The organism is Methanomassiliicoccus luminyensis B10 (assembly GCF_000308215.1).
GTDB lineage: Archaea > Thermoplasmatota > Thermoplasmata > Methanomassiliicoccales > Methanomassiliicoccaceae > Methanomassiliicoccus > Methanomassiliicoccus luminyensis.
Genome location: NZ_CAJE01000021.1, coordinates 18,208 through 34,129, shown reverse-complemented (window position 1 = coordinate 34,129; position 15,922 = coordinate 18,208). Strand labels below are relative to the sequence as shown.

19 protein-coding genes and 1 tRNA gene are annotated in these 15,922 nt (G+C 63.1%); 7 read left to right on the top strand and 13 right to left on the bottom strand.

Translation table 11 applies throughout. The features are described 5' to 3' along the window. Positions 1-2: 2 nt before the first annotated feature. Entirely contained in the window at positions 3-725 is a 723-nt protein-coding gene (locus WYS_RS15265; RefSeq protein ID WP_019178348.1) for an HAD family hydrolase, read from the bottom strand. Between the two features lie 465 nt (positions 726-1,190). Between WYS_RS15265 and WYS_RS11630 the strand changes: the two genes are divergently transcribed. After that, positions 1,191-1,763 carry a GMP synthase subunit A gene (locus tag WYS_RS11630; protein ID WP_019178347.1) on the top strand — a complete coding sequence of 191 codons (573 nt, stop codon included), beginning with the start codon at positions 1,191-1,193 and terminating at the stop codon, positions 1,761-1,763. Further along, positions 1,751-1,975 carry a hypothetical protein gene (locus WYS_RS11625; protein WP_019178346.1) on the top strand — a complete coding sequence of 75 codons (225 nt, stop codon included), beginning with the start codon at positions 1,751-1,753 and terminating at the stop codon, positions 1,973-1,975. Before WYS_RS11630 ends, WYS_RS11625 begins: the two co-directional genes overlap by 13 nt. Here the strand turns inward: WYS_RS11625 and WYS_RS15260 are convergent. Beyond that, entirely contained in the window at positions 1,950-2,429 is a 480-nt protein-coding gene (locus WYS_RS15260; protein ID WP_019178345.1) for a TIGR00304 family membrane protein, read from the bottom strand. The genes WYS_RS11625 and WYS_RS15260 overlap by 26 nt on opposite strands. Positions 2,430-2,825: 396 nt before the next feature. Here WYS_RS15260 and WYS_RS11610 point away from each other — a divergent pair, with 396 nt between their 5' ends. Next, positions 2,826-3,704, top strand: coding sequence for a hypothetical protein (locus WYS_RS11610; RefSeq protein ID WP_026069066.1), 879 nt, complete (start codon positions 2,826-2,828; stop codon positions 3,702-3,704). Here the strand turns inward: WYS_RS11610 and WYS_RS11605 are convergent. Together WYS_RS11605 and WYS_RS11600 are read right to left on the bottom strand one after the other, a co-directional pair. After that, complete coding sequence (locus tag WYS_RS11605; RefSeq protein WP_019178343.1) at positions 3,679-4,155, bottom strand: Mut7-C RNAse domain-containing protein; 477 nt, start codon at positions 4,153-4,155, stop codon at positions 3,679-3,681. The genes WYS_RS11610 and WYS_RS11605 overlap by 26 nt on opposite strands. Then, complete coding sequence (locus WYS_RS11600) at positions 4,148-4,780, bottom strand: 2,5-diamino-6-(ribosylamino)-4(3H)-pyrimidinone 5'-phosphate reductase (protein ID WP_019178342.1); 633 nt, start codon at positions 4,778-4,780, stop codon at positions 4,148-4,150. Before WYS_RS11600 ends, WYS_RS11605 begins: the two co-directional genes overlap by 8 nt. 78 nt (positions 4,781-4,858) lie before the next feature. On the opposite strand from WYS_RS11600, the gene WYS_RS11595 reads away from it, so the two are divergent. Then, on the top strand, positions 4,859-5,665 hold the full coding sequence (locus WYS_RS11595) for a proteasome assembly chaperone family protein (RefSeq protein ID WP_019178341.1): 807 nt from the start codon (positions 4,859-4,861) through the stop codon (positions 5,663-5,665). Here WYS_RS11595 and rtcA read toward each other — a convergent pair. The 7 genes from rtcA to WYS_RS11560 form a co-directional block, all read right to left on the bottom strand. Further along, complete coding sequence (rtcA, locus tag WYS_RS11590) at positions 5,640-6,674, bottom strand: RNA 3'-terminal phosphate cyclase (RefSeq protein ID WP_019178340.1); 1,035 nt, start codon at positions 6,672-6,674, stop codon at positions 5,640-5,642. The genes WYS_RS11595 and rtcA overlap by 26 nt on opposite strands. 167 nt (positions 6,675-6,841) lie before the next feature. Beyond that, positions 6,842-7,222, bottom strand: coding sequence for a VOC family protein (locus WYS_RS11585; protein WP_019178339.1), 381 nt, complete (start codon positions 7,220-7,222; stop codon positions 6,842-6,844). A gap of 110 nt (positions 7,223-7,332) precedes the next feature. After that, positions 7,333-7,404 (bottom strand) — tRNA-Gly (locus WYS_RS11580). A 52-nt stretch (positions 7,405-7,456) separates the two neighbouring features. Then, a complete protein-coding gene (locus tag WYS_RS11575) occupies positions 7,457-7,711 on the bottom strand; it encodes a UPF0147 family protein (RefSeq protein WP_026069065.1) in 255 nt (84 codons plus the stop codon). A 32-nt stretch (positions 7,712-7,743) separates the two neighbouring features. Further along, positions 7,744-8,103, bottom strand: coding sequence for an Lrp/AsnC family transcriptional regulator (locus WYS_RS15255; protein WP_019178337.1), 360 nt, complete (start codon positions 8,101-8,103; stop codon positions 7,744-7,746). Between the two features lie 82 nt (positions 8,104-8,185). Then, a complete protein-coding gene (locus WYS_RS16340) occupies positions 8,186-8,353 on the bottom strand; it encodes a hypothetical protein (protein WP_187120175.1) in 168 nt (55 codons plus the stop codon). 134 nt (positions 8,354-8,487) lie between these two features. Further along, the gene (locus tag WYS_RS11560) at positions 8,488-8,919 is read right to left on the bottom strand and encodes a GNAT family N-acetyltransferase (protein ID WP_019178335.1); all 432 of its coding nucleotides are present in this window, start codon (positions 8,917-8,919) and stop codon (positions 8,488-8,490) included. Positions 8,920-9,011: 92 nt separating this feature from the next. Here WYS_RS11560 and asnS point away from each other — a divergent pair, with 92 nt between their 5' ends. After that, complete coding sequence (asnS, locus tag WYS_RS11555; RefSeq protein WP_019178334.1) at positions 9,012-10,304, top strand: asparagine--tRNA ligase; 1,293 nt, start codon at positions 9,012-9,014, stop codon at positions 10,302-10,304. Here the strand turns inward: asnS and WYS_RS11550 are convergent. Together WYS_RS11550 and gcvT are read right to left on the bottom strand one after the other, a co-directional pair. Beyond that, the gene (locus WYS_RS11550; RefSeq protein WP_081579972.1) at positions 10,295-11,350 is read right to left on the bottom strand and encodes a M20 family metallopeptidase; all 1,056 of its coding nucleotides are present in this window, start codon (positions 11,348-11,350) and stop codon (positions 10,295-10,297) included. The genes asnS and WYS_RS11550 overlap by 10 nt on opposite strands. Further along, complete coding sequence (gcvT, locus tag WYS_RS11545) at positions 11,340-12,497, bottom strand: glycine cleavage system aminomethyltransferase GcvT (protein ID WP_019178332.1); 1,158 nt, start codon at positions 12,495-12,497, stop codon at positions 11,340-11,342. Before gcvT ends, WYS_RS11550 begins: the two co-directional genes overlap by 11 nt. Positions 12,498-12,608: 111 nt before the next feature. Between gcvT and WYS_RS11540 the strand changes: the two genes are divergently transcribed. Both WYS_RS11540 and WYS_RS16140 read left to right on the top strand, forming a co-directional pair. Next, entirely contained in the window at positions 12,609-13,988 is a 1,380-nt protein-coding gene (locus WYS_RS11540) for an aldehyde dehydrogenase family protein (RefSeq protein ID WP_019178331.1), read from the top strand. 279 nt (positions 13,989-14,267) lie between these two features. Further along, positions 14,268-14,492 (top strand): hypothetical protein, encoded by a 225-nt coding sequence (locus WYS_RS16140; protein WP_147654264.1) that lies wholly within the window; start codon positions 14,268-14,270, stop codon positions 14,490-14,492. Positions 14,493-15,922 lie beyond the last annotated feature (1,430 nt).

Genomic DNA, 15,922 nt, shown 5'->3' with positions numbered 1-15,922 from the left:
GCTCACTTGGCGTCGAGGATCGCGTCCACTTCTTGCAGCTCCGAAACGGTGTGGTCCGGCATGACCCCTTCCTCGTAGGGGCAGAACTGCGATCTCTTCAGCACCGCCTTCATGCCCACGCCTTTCGCTCCCTTGATGTCCTGCTTCAGGGAATTGCCGACGTACATGGAGTCGGCCGCGGCCACGCTGAGGTTGGACAGGGCGATCTTGAATATCTTGGGATGCGGCTTCCTCAGGCCGACATCGGTGGAGAAGACCATGTCATCGAAGAAGTCCGTGAGGCCGTAGTGCTCGATGTCCCGCAGGGGGAACTCCGACGGCAGGCCCCACGCCACGTCGGAGATGAGGCCGATCTTCAGACCCTTCTCCTTCACCCGGGAGAGCATCTCCTCGGCCCCGGGGACGAGCTTGCGGTCCTCCAGCAGCACCCCGTAGAATATCTCCAGGCCCTCCTGCAGGTTGTCCTCGTCCAGGACGTCGTAGCGCTCCAGGCATCGCCCCAGGACGTCGACCAACGGGACCTCCACCATTTCCTTCAGCTTCCGTTCCCTGGTCTCCACCAGCAGATCGCCGAGGTACGCGGAGAACTCCCGCCTGTCCACCTCGCCGGGCGAGCTCTTGCTCACCAGCTCGTACATCTTGCCGACCCCTCTTGCTTCCGGACCCTTCCAGTCGCAGTAGTAATCGATGAGCGTGTGCCCGAGGTCGAACAGGACGGCCTTCATGACATAGGGCACGCCGGAGCGAAATATAAACCTTACATTTTTTGCTACGTCGCGGCACGCCAGTACCTCTCCCTGACATTTTAAGTCAGCCGCTCACGTATGAATCCGTGAGCTTGCAGTTGAGCTCGGCCTCACCGCCCCCCCGGACGGCCGGCTCCCGCCCGCAACGGGCAATGGGCACCGTGCGATGCCGTTAGGCGGCCTGCTCGCAGGGAGCATTCCAATGCATTTCCCGAATGCCGTCGCTGGCATCATGCCCCTGTAAGCGTTGTTACGGGAGCCGCTTCGGAACTTCAGCCGTCTTGCTATCAGAGAGTGCCTTTCCTCTTTCGAGGCATCCGAGGGTCCCGCGTGTCCAGTGCACTACTGTTCTGCTGGTCTAATTTGTTGATCACGTGCAATCCACGATTGAAAAGGTGGGTTTTCCGACGATGCTTTTTATAAAGCAAATCGCTTGTTCCGCTCATGCGCGTCTACGTGGTGGACAACGGGGGCCAATGGACCCACCGCGAGTGGAGGGTCCTGAAGTATTTGGACGTGGAGACCAAGATCATACCGAACACCACCCCCCTGGAGACGCTGGAAGTGGACGCGCTAGTCCTGTCAGGCGGATCCCCCCACGTGGCCGTGGAGGGGTCGAGGATGGGAGAGAACGGCACTTACCTGGACAAGGCCGAGTTCCCCATACTCGGCATCTGTGCGGGGTTCCAGTTCATGTGCGCCCACTTCGGCGGCGCCATCACCCCGGCCCAGAGGCCCGAGTTCGGCAAGGCCACCCTGGTGGTGGACGACGAGGACGACCTCTTCAGGGGGCTTCCGAAAGAGTTCGTGGTGTGGGAGAGCCACAACGACGAGGTCACCGCGGTCCCGGAGGGCTTCAAGGTCCTGGCGCACTCGGAGAACTGCCCGGTGGAAGCGGTGAGAAAGGCAGACCGTCCTCTCTATGGCGTGCAGTTCCACCCTGAGGTGGAGAACACCGAGCACGGCTACGACATCTTCCGCAACTTCCTCAAGGTGGTCGAAGAGTGGCGCCACTGAGCCCGGAAGAGCGCGCGGCGGTGGTCGAGGCCCTCGACGCCCAGCTCCGCAAGGAGCCGTTCGAGAAGGCGCTCGGCCGCATACTGAGGCGCCGGGGCCTGGACTTCGACCGGTATGTTGGCATCATGAGCGAGATCAGGGAGCGGGCCCGCAAGGACAAGACCTCACTGGAGGACGCCGCCCGCCTCATCGCAAAAGAAGACCGAGGATGAACAGGACCGCCAGGATGGCGGAGATGATCATCATCGCCGTCAGGAGCTTGGAGCCCCTGAGCGATCTTCCCGAACCGAACAGTATGGGTATGGGGCCGAGAAAGATCACTCCGCCGAACTCGCTCTTCCTGCGCTGATCCCCGGTGCCCTCGGTCCCGGTCCGCTGCCACGGCTCGCCCGGGTACCTCGAATAGTCGTCCTGCCCCGGGTAGCTCTCCCTGGAGAAGTCATCCCCGTAGTGCCGCCACACCGGGGTCCCCATCATGGAGAAGAACGTGACGGCGAAGCCGAGGAAGATCAGGACGCCGCCCGCCAGCGCCCACAGGCCGGAGCCGTAGATCACCGGAATTATGACCAGCAGGGCGAAGCTCACTTCTCCCTGGATGACCCCGACCACTATGGCCGCGACGCCCAGGGCTATCATGGCCAGTCCCGCCCCGGTCAAGGCGCGCATACGGTACACCCCGCTGTCATGCCGCTCACTTCCTCCACCGTTAACGGCGGCTATGTCAATTAGCCTTTTCCATGAGATGCCTGGCTGGAAAGCGATCGATATCCCGACAGGGGATGTAGTGCTGTACAGCAGAGCCCAGCGCTCACGCCGATGCGGTAAGAATAGCTAAGTGGCGTGGCTGGTCGGGATTCGAACCCGAGCCGAAGCCTCGACAGGGCTTCATGATCGGTACTACATAACTGGGGCGCGTGGTCCGATATGCCTGGGGATGAGCAAGTGCTCCTTCAATCCCCATCTCCAAATATTTTTATCACCCAATCCTGATGAGGCCATGGGTTCGCTTTGTCCTCCTTGTCCACAGTGGTCTGCGAGATACTTCAATCAAGAGATTTCAGGGTGTCAGAGAAAGACGGCTACCTTCACGCCAGCAAGGGGAACAGCGAGGTGGTGTTCTGCGTGCTGGAATCCCTGGACGATGAAGCGGTCGAGGATTTCATGACCAGGTACCGGGACCATCCCGGGAAGAGGGTGCTCGCCGTGCTGGAGCCGGTCCCGTCCTCTATGCTCGAGGCCATGGACCGCTCCGTGGTGGTGTGGGACCGCGAGGTGCTGGAGCATGAGATCGGGAGGACCAGGATCGAGAAGGTGGTAGGGGACAAGGACCACGGCATGGTGGACGAGCTGGTGGCCGACGACTTCCCCCGGATGGCGTCGCCGGAGGCGCTCGACAGCGTCGGCGAGGCCGCGGTGGGCGAGCGCATCGTTCGCCCGGTGCTCGGGGTGGAGGACGTCAGGGAGATCTCCGAGCGGGCGGTGGAGGCATTCAACTACCGCCTGGAGCTGGTCCCGCACTTCGTGTACTCCTACGTCTGCCCCCTGTACTCAGGAGGAAGGAAGGTGAGCGTGGAGAGGGGCACGCTCTCGGTGAACGGCCTCACCGGGAGGGTGGAGAAGTGGAACGAGCGGACCGACGTGGTGTACGCGCTGGAGGACGTCCACAGGAGGCTGGAGCCGTCCATTCTGGCACAGGAGGCCGAGGACCTGGCCAAGAAGGAGCTGGTCCGGGTGCACTCGTTCCAGAGGGAGCGCGTGCACGAGGACGAAAGCATCACCATAACCGAGAGGACCACGGTGTCGCCGCGGGAGAAGGAGATCGCGCTGGAGGACCGCGGCACCTACTACATACCGATCTGGTGCGTGGAGGGGGCCCACGGCATCATGATCATCAACGCCGGCACCGGCGAGATCGTCACCGAGGACCGCTGCCGCCTCTGAGCGCTCGGTCCAGCTGCTTCACGATGCGGTCCCAGTGGCTCCCTTTCCAGTACACCTGGCCGCAGCTCCGGCACACCAAGAACTCCTCGTTAGCCTCCAGCACCCGGGGCGGGACCTTACCCGCGACCTCCGATCGCGGGACAAGAACAAGCTCGCCGTTGCACAGCGCGCACCTGGTCATGGGCTCGTCGAACTTCAGCCCGTAGCGTCCGGTCACCTGGGCCAGCTGCTCCTCCAGCTCGTCGCTCTCGATCAGCAGGCCGCCGTCCCCGGCCCTCTCGGCCAGCTGGCGGTCCCTGGTCAATAGCACCCGACGCTCCGCCCTCGCCTCCCTCAGTATTGCGGTATCGTCGCGGCCCTTGGCGTACCCGGTGTCATAGCCCATGATGCGCAGCCACCGCGCCAGCGAGCCGAGCATCTCGTCCGCCAGGAAGCGGGGGCGCTCAGCCATCGATGACCTCGTAGGTCAGCAGGACCCCCCCGCCCAGAACGGCGTGGTCCACCAGGCGGAGCCGCCTGATGCGGTCCTCGGCGAACCCCTCCCCGTCCGCGGGGGTGGGGGAGCCCCGTCCGCCCACCACCAGCGGGCCGACGAACACGCTGTAGCGGTCCACCAGGCCCCGCTCGAAGAAGGAGAAGATGGTCTCCCCTCCCCCCTCCACCATCAGGGTGCGGACGCCCATGGCGTAGAGGCGGTCCAGCAGGGCCGCGAGGTCCACTTTCCCCTTGCCGACCCTGATCACCTCGGCCCCCGGCCACGTCGCGGGGCACTCCTCAGAGGTGGCGATGACCGTCCTCGCCCTGGCATCCAGCACCCTCGCGCCCTGCGGTGTGCGCCCGTTCGAGTCCAGGACCACCCTCAGGGGGTTCTTCTCCGGGGGCAGCCCCTTCACTGTGAGGTGCGGATCGTCCGCCAGGACAGTGCCGACGCCGACCAGGATGGCGTCGGAGGACGCCCTCATGGCCTTGACCCTCTCGAGGTCCTCGGGGGAGGAGATGCGGAGCTGCTTCCTCGCCTTCGAAGCGATCTTCCCGTCCGCGGTCATGGCGCAGTTCACGGTGACATGCGGCCGCATGCCCCAACATCTCTGGCACCATGCATAATATTTGCTACCGGAAACGTTCTAATAGTCACGGATGGGAATGGAACGTCGATGAACAGCATCAGGGTCGTGGAGATCGAGGAGATGAACTTGCGGGGCGCGTACGTCATCGACGGCTTTCCCTCTATCGGCCTGGTCGGCTCCATCGTCGCCAATTACCTCGTCACCGCGCTGAACCTCCGGCAGATCGCGGTGGTGGACTCCGTGCACTTCCCCACCGTGTCCATGATCAAGAACGGCATCCCCAGCAGCCCCGTCCGCATCCACGCCGGGGAGGTCAATCAGGAAGGGGACAGGATGGTGGTGTTCGTGTCGGAGTTCCAGCCCCCTCCGCACATACTCAAGGAGCTGGGCGTCACCGTAATGAACTGGGTGGAGGACCACCGCTGTCGCCTGCTCATATCTCCCGAGGGCATCGGCACCAAGCAGGCCGGGCCTTCTCCGGATGTCCCGGAGGCCGAGCCGGAGGAAAGGGAGGAAGAGAAGGAGGCGGCGTCCAACAGCGTGCTGGGGGTGGCGTCGACCCCTGAAGCGCGGGAGATGCTGAAGAAGAACGACATCGCCATCTTCGAGGGCGGCGTCATCGTCGGCCTGTCGGGGATACTGCTCAACGAAGGGGTCAACCGCCACTTCGACGTCATCACCTTGCTTTCGGAGGCCAGTCCGGACTTCCCTGACGCCCGGGCCGCCGCGGCGGTCACCGCCGCGATCAACAAGCTCATTTTGGACGGCAGCCTGGACATCAAGCCCCTGCTGCAGGAGGCCGAGCTGATCGAGAAGGGCCTCAAGGAGATGTACGACAAGGCCGGGAAGCAGGACGAGCTGAGGAAGGTCACCGTCCCGGGGATGTACGGGTAGGCACGACCTCCACCCGGTGCCCTCGGCCGGCCTTACTTACCTCGAACTTTACATCCAGGAACTGCTGCACCAACCACATCTGGGTGCGCAGGTGCTCGGTGACCTCGCGGACCACGAACGAGGAGGGGCCGCCGGCCAGGGCCATGTACGCCACCAGCTGGTCGGCGGCGTGGACGTCCAGGGTGCCGGGGCCGTCCAGCTCCTCCCAGAGGCGCCGGGCCGCGCTCTCTCCCACCTTCTCCGACGGCACGCCCCTCTCCCCCAGGGCATCAGCGCCCAGCACGGTGTTCCGGAACTTTGCGTACAGCGCGATCCCGGCGCCGGGAGAGGCGCCGGAGGCGCGCTCGGTGCGGATCCTCAGCTCTTCTCCCAGGAGCCTCTTGCGGACGGCGTGGGACATCCGTTCCGCCACATGGTCGGGGAGGTCCTGGGTGAAGCTGGTCCCGCCCATCTCCACGAGATCGCCGCGCTCCTCCAGGACCAGCGGCCCCGGCGCCGACGGCGCCATCGCCGCTCTCACCCTGCCCCCGCCGCGGGGGTAGAATCCTCTCTGCACGATCTCGAGCTTGATGTCCATCCCCATCCTGGACAGCAGCGGCAGCAGTACATTGGAGTAATAGTCCGCCGGCGGGGACATCCTCACATTGGTGCCGCCGATCACCTCGAGCTCGGTGGCCTTCTCCGCGTTCACGGAGGCCAGCAGGCAGGCCTGCAGCACTAATGTCACGCTGCCGGCCGTGCCGACGTCGATGCGGTGCTCGCCCCCTTTCACCTTTCCGGGGCTGAACGTGATCTCTGTAGAACCGACCTCGGCGCGGGAGAGCTCGGCGTCGCAAAGAGAAGCGACACCGCGCACCGCGGCAAGATGCTGCGCCGCCAGGCCCGGCCTGTCGCGCTTGGCCCTTATATTGGATATCCTCAGCTCCTGGCCCGTCAGCGCGGACAGCGCCACCGCGCTGCGGAGGATCTGCCCCCCTCCCTCGCCGTACGAGCCGTCGATCTCCAGCATATCTAACGGTGAACGCGGCCGTCACTTATCCAGCTTGCGCCACGATCGGTGTGCTGGCAGTTTCCTTTCGCATGTATATATGAAAAGTCCCTACTCTTGTATACTTTCCATACTTTTTTTTAGCAAGAACCTGGCAACGCGGTCTGATCGGAGGCCGTTTGCCCGGCTCACATTTCGTCCGGCCGTATCAGGCCCACCGCGTTCCCCTCGGGGTCGGCGATGATTGCGACGTCCCCCACCGCGGGGATGTGCTCCTTCGGCTGCACCACCCTGCCGCCGGCCTTCACGGCCTTGTTGACGTACTCGTCGACCGACTCGACCTGGATATAGTTGACCGGCTTCTGGTTCTCGGAATCCTTCTTGTACAGCCCCCCGTTGAGGCCGGGCTCCAGGATCATGCCCTTCTCGTCGGTGGGCACGGTCTGGAACATTATGTAGTTCATCTGGGGGATGTCCACGGTCTTCCAGCCGAACACGCCGGCGTAGAACTTCCTGACCTTCTCCACATCGTTGGCGGGGATGTCGAAATGCACTATGGTGTGATTCATGCGCTCACGTTCTCCTCGGGACCACATCGGAGCGGCGCGTACTCATCACTTTCGCCGGGACGGCGATCGCTATGATAGTGTGCAGTGACAGGAGAAAAGATCGGAAGAGGTGCGGGCGCCGGGATTCGAACCCGGGCTTCAAGCTTGGGAAGCTTAAGTCCTAACCGCTAGACTACGCCCGCTTGTGCTCCCACTTGATTGCTGATTATGTTTTAAAAGTTTGCAGGCGAAGGCTCACTTCACCGTCTCTAGCTGGCTGATGATGTTCCAGATAAGGGTCCTGCCGTGCAGCGGGATGTTGGGGTCGTTAGCCAGCTCGTCAAGTATGAATATCGCGCTGGCCGCCTTAACGTCCATGGCCTCGTTGGGCTGCAGCAGGCGGTCCTTAGCGTCGGTGGCTCCGCGCCTGATGTTCCTGGGCACCGAGGTGTCCTCCGCCAATTGGTCTAATACGTCTATTACCTGCTTGAGTTTGGTGTTGTCTACCATTGAATGTACCCCCCTTGCGGGAAAGGTTTGGGTCACTTCTCAGCGCCCACGTGGTCGAGAGGTTCGCCCTTCTCGTATTTGAGCTCGCCGCCCTCCTTGAACGTGGTGACCACCATGGAGGTCTTGGTCTCCTTGATCCCGGGTATGCTGGTCACGGTCTCCATCAGGAACCTCTTGAGCTGCCCATAGGTCTGGAACTTCGCCATGGCGACTATGTCGGTGTCCCCCGTTACCAGGTAGACGTAGTCCACGGCGTCGTTCTCGGCTATGGCCTCGGCGATGACGTCCGCCTCCTTGGTCTCCACCTTCAGGCTGATCATAGCAGTGACCTGCTCGTCCCCGAAGTAGGAGGACATGACCTTGTCATAATCGGACTTCTCGTGGTTCGTCATGGTAAGACCTCGCGCCTCTAGATTATTGGGAAGATGTGGCCTATGAGGCTAGCGCAAACGCGGCCAGCTTCCAGAGAATGGTTCAGCCTGCGGTCTCGAACTCCTCTTGGAGGTCGATAATGACCTGCTCGAGCACTTCCTCGAGGGAGGCGCTCCGGTATTCGCGAAGACCGCCTATCTCGCTCTGCACCCTGGCTATGTAGTCGTTGTTGTCCTTGATGAATTCAACGTTGCATAGGGTCTCTTCCATCTTCCTTCGCCTCGAGCCAACCTCCGCGAGAGATGACAGGACGGCGAATACCACCTTCTCTATATATTGGTTTTCCTTTAGATGTACTGGCTGTAGAGGGCACGGTCATTTTTCAGGCCTTGAAAATGCGAAATTCAAAGCGCCCGGCGCATGAAGAACGCGTCCTTCCGGTACCCATAGTAGTTCCTGATGATCCCTGCCAGGACGTAGCCGCGATGCAGGTACAAGTTCATCGCCGGGACGTTGAGCGTCCTGACCTGCAGGACCATCTCCCTCGCCCCGAGGTCCCGGGCGGCATCCTCGGCCGTTCGGAGCAGGGCCGAGGCTACGCCCCTGTTCCGGAACCCCGGCAGCACCGCCAGGGATACAAGCTGGGCCTCCTCCCCGGCGTAGTGGACGGTGACCGCTCCCAGCACCTCTCCCTCCTCGGCGATGAAGGTGAGGAAGCCTTCCCGGGCCAGGATCTCTTCCAGCATCTCCCGGGGATAGCGCTCTGCCTCGAAGCAGGACGATTCGATGTACGACACGCGGTCCAGGTCCTTGATGCCCGCCGGCCTGATGTTCACGGTCCTGGAACGCCGGACCGACCATAACTCTCTTTCCCCCGCGCGGTCACGCCGGCAAAGAAACAATATGCTTGCGCGCACTTGCTCGGTGCATGACCTTCTCCTCCGCCAAGCAGGTCCTGGACGCCCCCTCGGGACAGGAGGTCGCGGTCCGGGGGTGGATATACCGGGCCCGTTCCAGCGGGGCCATCGTGTTCGCGGTGCTGCGCGACGGCTCCGGAATAGTCCAGGTGACCGTGAAGAAGGGCGGCCTGCCCGACGCCGAGTTCGAGGCCGCCCGTTCAGCCAGCATCGAGTCGTCCGTGGAGGTCAGAGGCGCCATGCACGAGGACAAGCGCGCCCCCGGGGGCAAGGAGCTGCGCGCCGCCTCGTTCCGGGTGGTGGGGCCGGCGCAGACCTTCCCCATAACGGAGCACCAGAGCGAGGAATTGCTGCTGGACCACCGGCACCTGTGGATACGCTCCAGGGAGCAGAACGCGGTGATGAAGGTCAAGGCCGCGGCGCTGCGGGGGGCCAGGGAATGGCTGGAGGAGAGCGGCTTCACCGAGGTGACGCCGCCGATACTGACGACGAACGCGTGCGAGGGCGGGACCACCCTGTTCAAGCTGAAGTACTTCGACCGGGACGCGTACCTCAGCCAGAGCGCCCAGATGTACCTGGAGGCGCTGATCTTCTCCCTCGGCCGGGTGTACTCCGTCACCCCGTCGTTCCGGGCGGAGAAGTCACGAACGCCCCGGCACCTCACCGAATACTGGCACCTGGAGGCGGAGGCGGCCTGGGCGGACAACCGGAAGAACATGGAGGTCCAGGAACAGCTGGTCACGGCGATGGTGCAGAACGTCCTCTCCGAGAGGAAGGAGGAGCTGCTGCTCCTGCGCAAGGACATCGAACCGCTGAGGGACATCCGCCCGCCGTTCAAGCGGATGACCTACTCCCAGGCGGTGGACAGGTTCAGAACGCAGGGCCACGAGATGTCCTGGGGCTGCGACCTCGGCGCGCCGGAGGAGAGGGCGCTCACGGCGGAAGAGACGGTCCCGCTGTTCGTGACCAACTATCCTCGGGAGTGCAAGGCCTTCTACATGAAGGAGGACCCCGAGGACCCCAGGACGTACGCGTGCGCCGACCTGCTGGCCCCTGGCGGCTTCGGGGAGATCATAGGCGGTTCCGAAAGGGAGACGGACCTGCGGAAGCTGGTGTCCCGGATGCAGGCGCAGGGCATCGCCATGGGACCGTACGAATGGTACCTGGACCTCCGGCGATATGGTTCGGTCCCCCACTCCGGCTTCGGGCTGGGGGTGGAGAGGGTGGTGAAGTTCGTGTGCGGGCTCGAGCACATTCGGGACGCGGTCCCGTTCCCCCGCACGGTATCCCGGGTCTACCCCTGAACGTAGCGGGCGATGTGCGTGATCATGTCGTACGCCTCCTCCAGCTCGCGGATCAGCACGTGCTCGTCGATGGTGTGCGCCAGCTTGGGGTCGCCGGGGCCGCAGATGAACACGTTGGGATTGACGGCCGCGAACTTGGGCGCCTCGGTGGCGTACGGCACCACGGTGGGCTCGGTCCCCAGGAACCTCGCCAGCTCGGCGCCGATCTCCGAGCGGGGGTCCGACTCGAACGCCTCGATGGTGTACTCCACCTGCATCTGGAACGCCTCGCCCCGCAGGCGGTTCACCACGATGTCCTGGACGTCCAGGCTGGTCTGCGGCAGGGGGAACCGCATGTCCACCTCGGCGGTGCAGTGGTCCGCCACCACGTTGTTCTTGTCTCCCCCCTGAATGGTGGTGACGCACAGGGTCATGCCGGTGCTCTTCTGCGTGGATATCTCCGCCAGGTCCAGCAGCCGGTCGATCAGGTAGTGCATCTTGAGCACGGCGTCATCTCCCAGCCACGGCTGGGAGGCGTGGGCGGCCCTGCCCTTGGTGGTGAGCCGGAAGCGGAACAAGCCCTTCTCCCGGTACGCGGGGGCGAGGCCGGTGGGCTCGCCCACCAGCACGCCCTTGGCATTCTTGACCACGCTTTCCTGGACCGCCGCATCCACTCCCTCCATCTGCTCCTCCTCGTCGGTGGTGAAGCATACCGAGAAGGGCACCTTCTCCTTCACCAGGTCCTCGGCCGCCTCGATGACCGCGGCGCCGAAGCCCTTCATGTCGGTGGAGCCCCGCCCGTACAGGCGGGGGCCGTCGATCTCGCCCTGCTCCCTGCTCCACCCGGTGCCTACGGGCACGGTGTCCAGGTGACCGGAGAAGAGCATGCCGCCGCGGCCGTAGGTGGCGATGATGACCGGGAAGTCCTCCTTCCCTACCCTGCGCACCCTCATGCCCGCGTCCTTCAGCCTGCCGCTCACGTACCCGAGCACCGGCCCCATGTCGGAGTGCAGGTCGCTCTCAAAGGAGATCAGCTCCTGGAGCGTGGGGACCACGTTACTTCGCATGCTGCCCTCCCTTCACCAGGAACGGTACCTTCACCACCGCGGCGGGGACATGGGCGTCCCTTATCCTCACTTCCAGCGCCTGCCCTGTCCTGGCGTGCCCCGGGTCGACGTAGGCCAGGGCGATGCCCCTGCTGAGGGCGGGGGACAGCGTTCCCGAGGTGACCGCGCCCACCTCCCTCCCCTCGGCAACGACGGGATAGCCGTGCCGGGGGATCCCCCTCCCTTGCAGCTCGATGCCCACCAGCTTGCGGGGCGCCCCCTCCTCCCTCTGTTTCAGCAGCGCGCCTCTTCCGATGAACTGATGGTCCCACTTGACCACCCAGTCCGGGCCCGTCTCCAGGGAGGTCTGGGCCCCGTCGAAGTCGGTGCCGGAGAGCAGGTACCCCATCTCCAGGCGGAGCACGTCCCGGGCCCCCAGGCCGGCCGGCTGGAGGCCGGCATCCCTACCGGCGCCCATCAGGGCGCTCCATACCGCCGCGGCGGCCCCGTTATCCACGAGGATCTCGAAGCCGTCCTCCCCGGTGTAGCCGGTGCGGGTGACGTAGCACTGCACCGTTCCCTGGGCCGGCGCGGGGAGGTCCAGCAGGCCGGGCAGGAACCGTGCCCCCTCGGCGCTCCGGACCCTCAGGTCCGCGAACTCGCCGTGGAAGCGCTTCAGCCCCTTGAGGTCGAAGGCCGCCAGGCGCTGCAGGATGTCCCGGGACCTCGGCCCCTGCAGGGCCAGGCAGCTCAGGCGGTCGGACACGTTGATGACCTCCCCTCCCTCCATGTGGACGGCGGTCCACTCGAAGACCTCGTCGGCGCGGGAGGCATTGGGCACCATGAGGTAGGTGCCCGGGGACAAGTGGAATACTATGACGTCGTCCATGATCCTCCCCTGATCGTCGAGAATGTGCGAGTAGATCCCCTTTCCCACCGGCAACCCCTCGAGGTCATTAGTGAGCAGCCGGCGCAAAGAGCCTTCGGCCCCCTCCCCCCGGACGACGATGTCGCCCATGTGGGAGACGTCGAACAGGCCCGCCCGCTCCCGGACCGCGCGGTGCTCGTCCAGCACGGTGGTGTACTGGACCGGCATCTCCCACCCGGCAAAATCGACCATGCGCGCGCCCAGGGCGGCGTGGACCGGGTACAGGGAGGTTCGCATCATGGTCGTCCCCCGAGTAGCTCCCCTTATGGCTAAAATGATTTCCATCGGCCCCGCCGCTTCTGGACGGGCCGGGGCGCAAGCCTAATTATTGCTTAGAGCGTTCCGTTGGGCATGGTCCGCTCCATAAATCCCCGCACCGGACAGCCGATCAAGGAATTCCGCTCCTCGTCGTCCAGCGAGGTCCGCGAGGCCTTCGGGAAGGCTAGGAAGGCGCAGAAGGCCTGGTGCCTCAGCACCACCAAGGAGGACCGCGCCGCCCGCCTGAAGGACCTCGAGGCGGTGTGCCGCAGGAGGATGGACGAGGTGGTGGGGACCATGTTCGAGGAGGTGGGCATACCCAAGAAGGCGCTGGTGGGGGCGTACAACAGCGCCCTCTCAGGAGTGGACGGCTACGTCGCCGAATACCTCCGCGCCGGAGACAAGGAGTACCCGCTGCCCCCGGCGGGATGGCCCGACACCAGGGCGGAGATACAGCTCCTGCCCCACGGGGCCGTGGCGCACATCGGGGTGTGGAACTTTCCCTTCTGGCAGACCATGATCACCGCGATGCCGGCGCTGCTGACCGGCAACTCCGTGGTGTACAAGCCGTCGGAGCTGTGCACCATGTCCGGGCTCAGGATCGCCGACCTGGTGCACGAGGCCGGGTACCCCAAGGACCTGTACGTACCTTTGATCGGCGGCGCAGAGGTGGGCAGGGAGATGGTGCGCTCCGACTGCGACGCCGTAGCGTTCACCGGGAACATCGAGACCGGCAGGGACGTCGCCAGGAACGCCGGGATCAAGCCCCTGATCTTGGAGCTGTCGGGCAACGACGCGGCCATCGTGTGCGAGGACGCCGACATCGAGCAGGCCGCCCGGGGCATTGCCTACGGCTCCTTCTCCCGCGGCGGGCAGGTGTGCGTGCGGGTAAAGCGGGTCTACGCGCACGAGGCCGTCGCGGAGGAGTTCCTGTCGAGGCTGGTGGGAATCGCCTCCAAGCTCGACGCAGAGGAGGACGTCGGCCCGCTCATCCGGGAGGAAGCGAGGCAGAACGTCAACGGGGTGGTGCAGGGCGCGGTGGAGGGGGGCGCGGAGCTTCTCTGCGGAGGGAGCAGCGTCGATGGGCCGGGCTTCTTCTACGAGCCGACGGTGCTGCGCTACAGCGACGACTCCCTGGAAGTGGTTAGGAAGGAGACCTTCGGACCGGTGTGCCCGGTCAAGGTGGTGCACGACGAGGAGGAGGCGGTGAGGCTGGCCAACGACACGCCCTACGGGCTCGGGGCGACCATCTGGACCAGGGACATGGATAAAGGGAGTGCGCTGGCGAGGCGGATGGAGGCCGGGAACGTGTGGATCAACGAGTGCGTTCGGACGCTGCCGTGCGGCGAGTACTTCCAAGGATGGAAGCAGAGCAGTATACCCTCCTCGATGTCCCGGCTGCAGATGTTCACCAAGAAGAGGACCGTGGTCTCTAACGCGTCATGTGAGCCGAGGAAGCACTGGCCGGGATGAACACGCCTGTCCTGCTTGAGCGCGGTCACGCTTTCAACTCCCAGAGTTCGTGACTGCGCCCACCTCTGGCAGCGTCGATCTTTCAGTTCATTCTCCGGCGAATTTATGCAGATGTTGCCGAGCCCCGGCGCGTGAATGCAAAATGATAACTTTTATATTTTAGAATCGTAATACCAAGTCGGACTATACATCCAATGATGATTCTGTGTTGGATGTATCGTTCAGCAGCGTGGCCTTCGACAGGGGATCGTAGAGCCGCGTGAAATGGTGGGGGAGAACATGGTAATGAACAAATCGTTCGATTACCGCAAGGCCGCTTCCGCGATAGCCATGGCCTTGCTGGTGGTGTCCGTCTCGTTCAGTTGCATGACCGGAGCAGAGGGAACGGTTCCGAAGAAGAGCGGCAGCGCCGACCTGACGGATAACGGCAACGGGACCGCTTCAGCTCGCCGATCGAGCCGACCGTATCGTCGTTGGACGATATCATCCCCCAGAGCTACATGACCAAAGAACCGTATGGCATTTGCTACTGGACCCTCTATGGCGTTTATATTTTCAACGAGTCCCGGCCGGAAAAGATGTCCTTGACGTCCCTGAACGGCACTAAGCTGGTGGAGGAATCGTTCTTTACCCTCGATGCCGGAGGCGAGTCGTTCGATATCCTCGGCGGAAAGATCTTATCCGCCGTCGATGAGCGCCTGGAGATAAGCTACTCGCTCAACGACGCGTTGTCAAAGGCCGCTTGGGACATGACCGTCGTATACGACTTCGAGGAAGGGAAGAGACCGAAGATCACCGCCTCGGTCGTCGCGCCCGATGCCGATATGAAGGGTTGGAACATCGCCTGGGTCATCATCCCGGGAGAGGACGCCACAGTGGATGAGTCTGACGCGCAATGGGCGGGAACATCTCTTGATGATATTGTCGGCAAGAGGCCGTCCTCGTCAGATCTCAGCATTACGTTGAACGTCGGCTCGGAGAAGCTGACGATCGACTGGAACGATGCCGCGGAAGGGGACCTGAGCGTCGCTCGGCACGATGCGAGGAGCGAAGGAACCCCAGAGAAGGAGAGACGGTCGCTGGTAATCTCGTTCCGGGAAGGGGAAGAGGTCATCGATCCGACCGTGGTCGGGGATGTCCCCAATGTGAATGCGACAGGATTCGCTTGCCAACGGAAGATGTTCTGGTATGACGGCATCTACTGGCTGTTCTACAACAGTGGGACGGCCATCTGCTACCGGTACAGTGCGGATGGCATCACTTGGAGTGGCCAGGTATCGCTGCCGCAGGGAACTACCCCTCATCCTGAATGTGGATTCGATGTTGCATTTAGAGATGGAAATCTGATGGTGGGATGGTGCGATTCATCCCTGACAGTATACGTGAAAAAAGGTACCGTAATAGGGACTACCATACAGTGGATTGACAGGGCTCTGATCGATAAGTGCTATGATGCGAATTACTATATCTTAAAAACGCCAGTATCGGTGGCTATAGGGGACGGCGTCTACTGGGTAGCATACTATTGTGATGGCGGAGGGGTGTCATACTGTACGCGTGTCTGGAAATCGGCAACTTGTGAAGAAGACAGCTTTCATTTGTCCTGGACTGTGCCGCCATGGAATGACCTCTATTCTCACTGGAACATCGTTCTACTTCCGCTCGCAAGAGGGTCCGTAGCTCTGCTTGAAACAGGTTATAGTCCTTCAGGACATCAAAATCAATACATTCGGATAAGCTATTATCTGCCTGAAACAAATGGTTGGGCAGGGCCATATCCTTACGATATCGGTATGTTCTCCGGCTATTCCCCAATCTATAATGCGGGGCAGTTTTCGGCTGTAGCATCATCGGATGGGGCGGTCCACATTGCCTATGTAGGAACCGACAAATATGTTCGATACGTTGCCATAGGTCTTGATGGTTCCCACCCC

Coding starts and splice junctions, on each gene's coding strand:
- rtcA (WP_019178340.1), bottom strand. CDS start 6,674: ATGCTGGAGATCGACGGCTCGTACGGCGAGGGAGGGGGGCAGATCCTC.
- WYS_RS16340 (WP_187120175.1), bottom strand. CDS start 8,353: ATGGAAGAGACCCTATGCAACGTTGAATTCATCAAGGACAACAACGAC.
- asnS (WP_019178334.1), top strand. CDS start 9,012: ATGACCTTCTCCTCCGCCAAGCAGGTCCTGGACGCCCCCTCGGGACAG.
- WYS_RS11605 (WP_019178343.1), bottom strand. CDS start 4,155: ATGGCTGAGCGCCCCCGCTTCCTGGCGGACGAGATGCTCGGCTCGCTG.
- WYS_RS15260 (WP_019178345.1), bottom strand. CDS start 2,429: ATGCGCGCCTTGACCGGGGCGGGACTGGCCATGATAGCCCTGGGCGTC.
- WYS_RS15255 (WP_019178337.1), bottom strand. CDS start 8,103: ATGACGAACCACGAGAAGTCCGATTATGACAAGGTCATGTCCTCCTAC.
- WYS_RS11595 (WP_019178341.1), top strand. CDS start 4,859: ATGAACAGCATCAGGGTCGTGGAGATCGAGGAGATGAACTTGCGGGGC.
- WYS_RS11630 (WP_019178347.1), top strand. CDS start 1,191: ATGCGCGTCTACGTGGTGGACAACGGGGGCCAATGGACCCACCGCGAG.
- WYS_RS11585 (WP_019178339.1), bottom strand. CDS start 7,222: ATGAATCACACCATAGTGCATTTCGACATCCCCGCCAACGATGTGGAG.
- gcvT (WP_019178332.1), bottom strand. CDS start 12,497: ATGATGCGAACCTCCCTGTACCCGGTCCACGCCGCCCTGGGCGCGCGC.
- WYS_RS15265 (WP_019178348.1), bottom strand. CDS start 725: ATGAAGGCCGTCCTGTTCGACCTCGGGCACACGCTCATCGATTACTAC.
- WYS_RS11575 (WP_026069065.1), bottom strand. CDS start 7,711: ATGGTAGACAACACCAAACTCAAGCAGGTAATAGACGTATTAGACCAA.
- WYS_RS11540 (WP_019178331.1), top strand. CDS start 12,609: ATGGTCCGCTCCATAAATCCCCGCACCGGACAGCCGATCAAGGAATTC.
- WYS_RS16140 (WP_147654264.1), top strand. CDS start 14,268: ATGGTAATGAACAAATCGTTCGATTACCGCAAGGCCGCTTCCGCGATA.
- WYS_RS11600 (WP_019178342.1), bottom strand. CDS start 4,780: ATGCGGCCGCATGTCACCGTGAACTGCGCCATGACCGCGGACGGGAAG.
- WYS_RS11550 (WP_081579972.1), bottom strand. CDS start 11,350: ATGCGAAGTAACGTGGTCCCCACGCTCCAGGAGCTGATCTCCTTTGAG.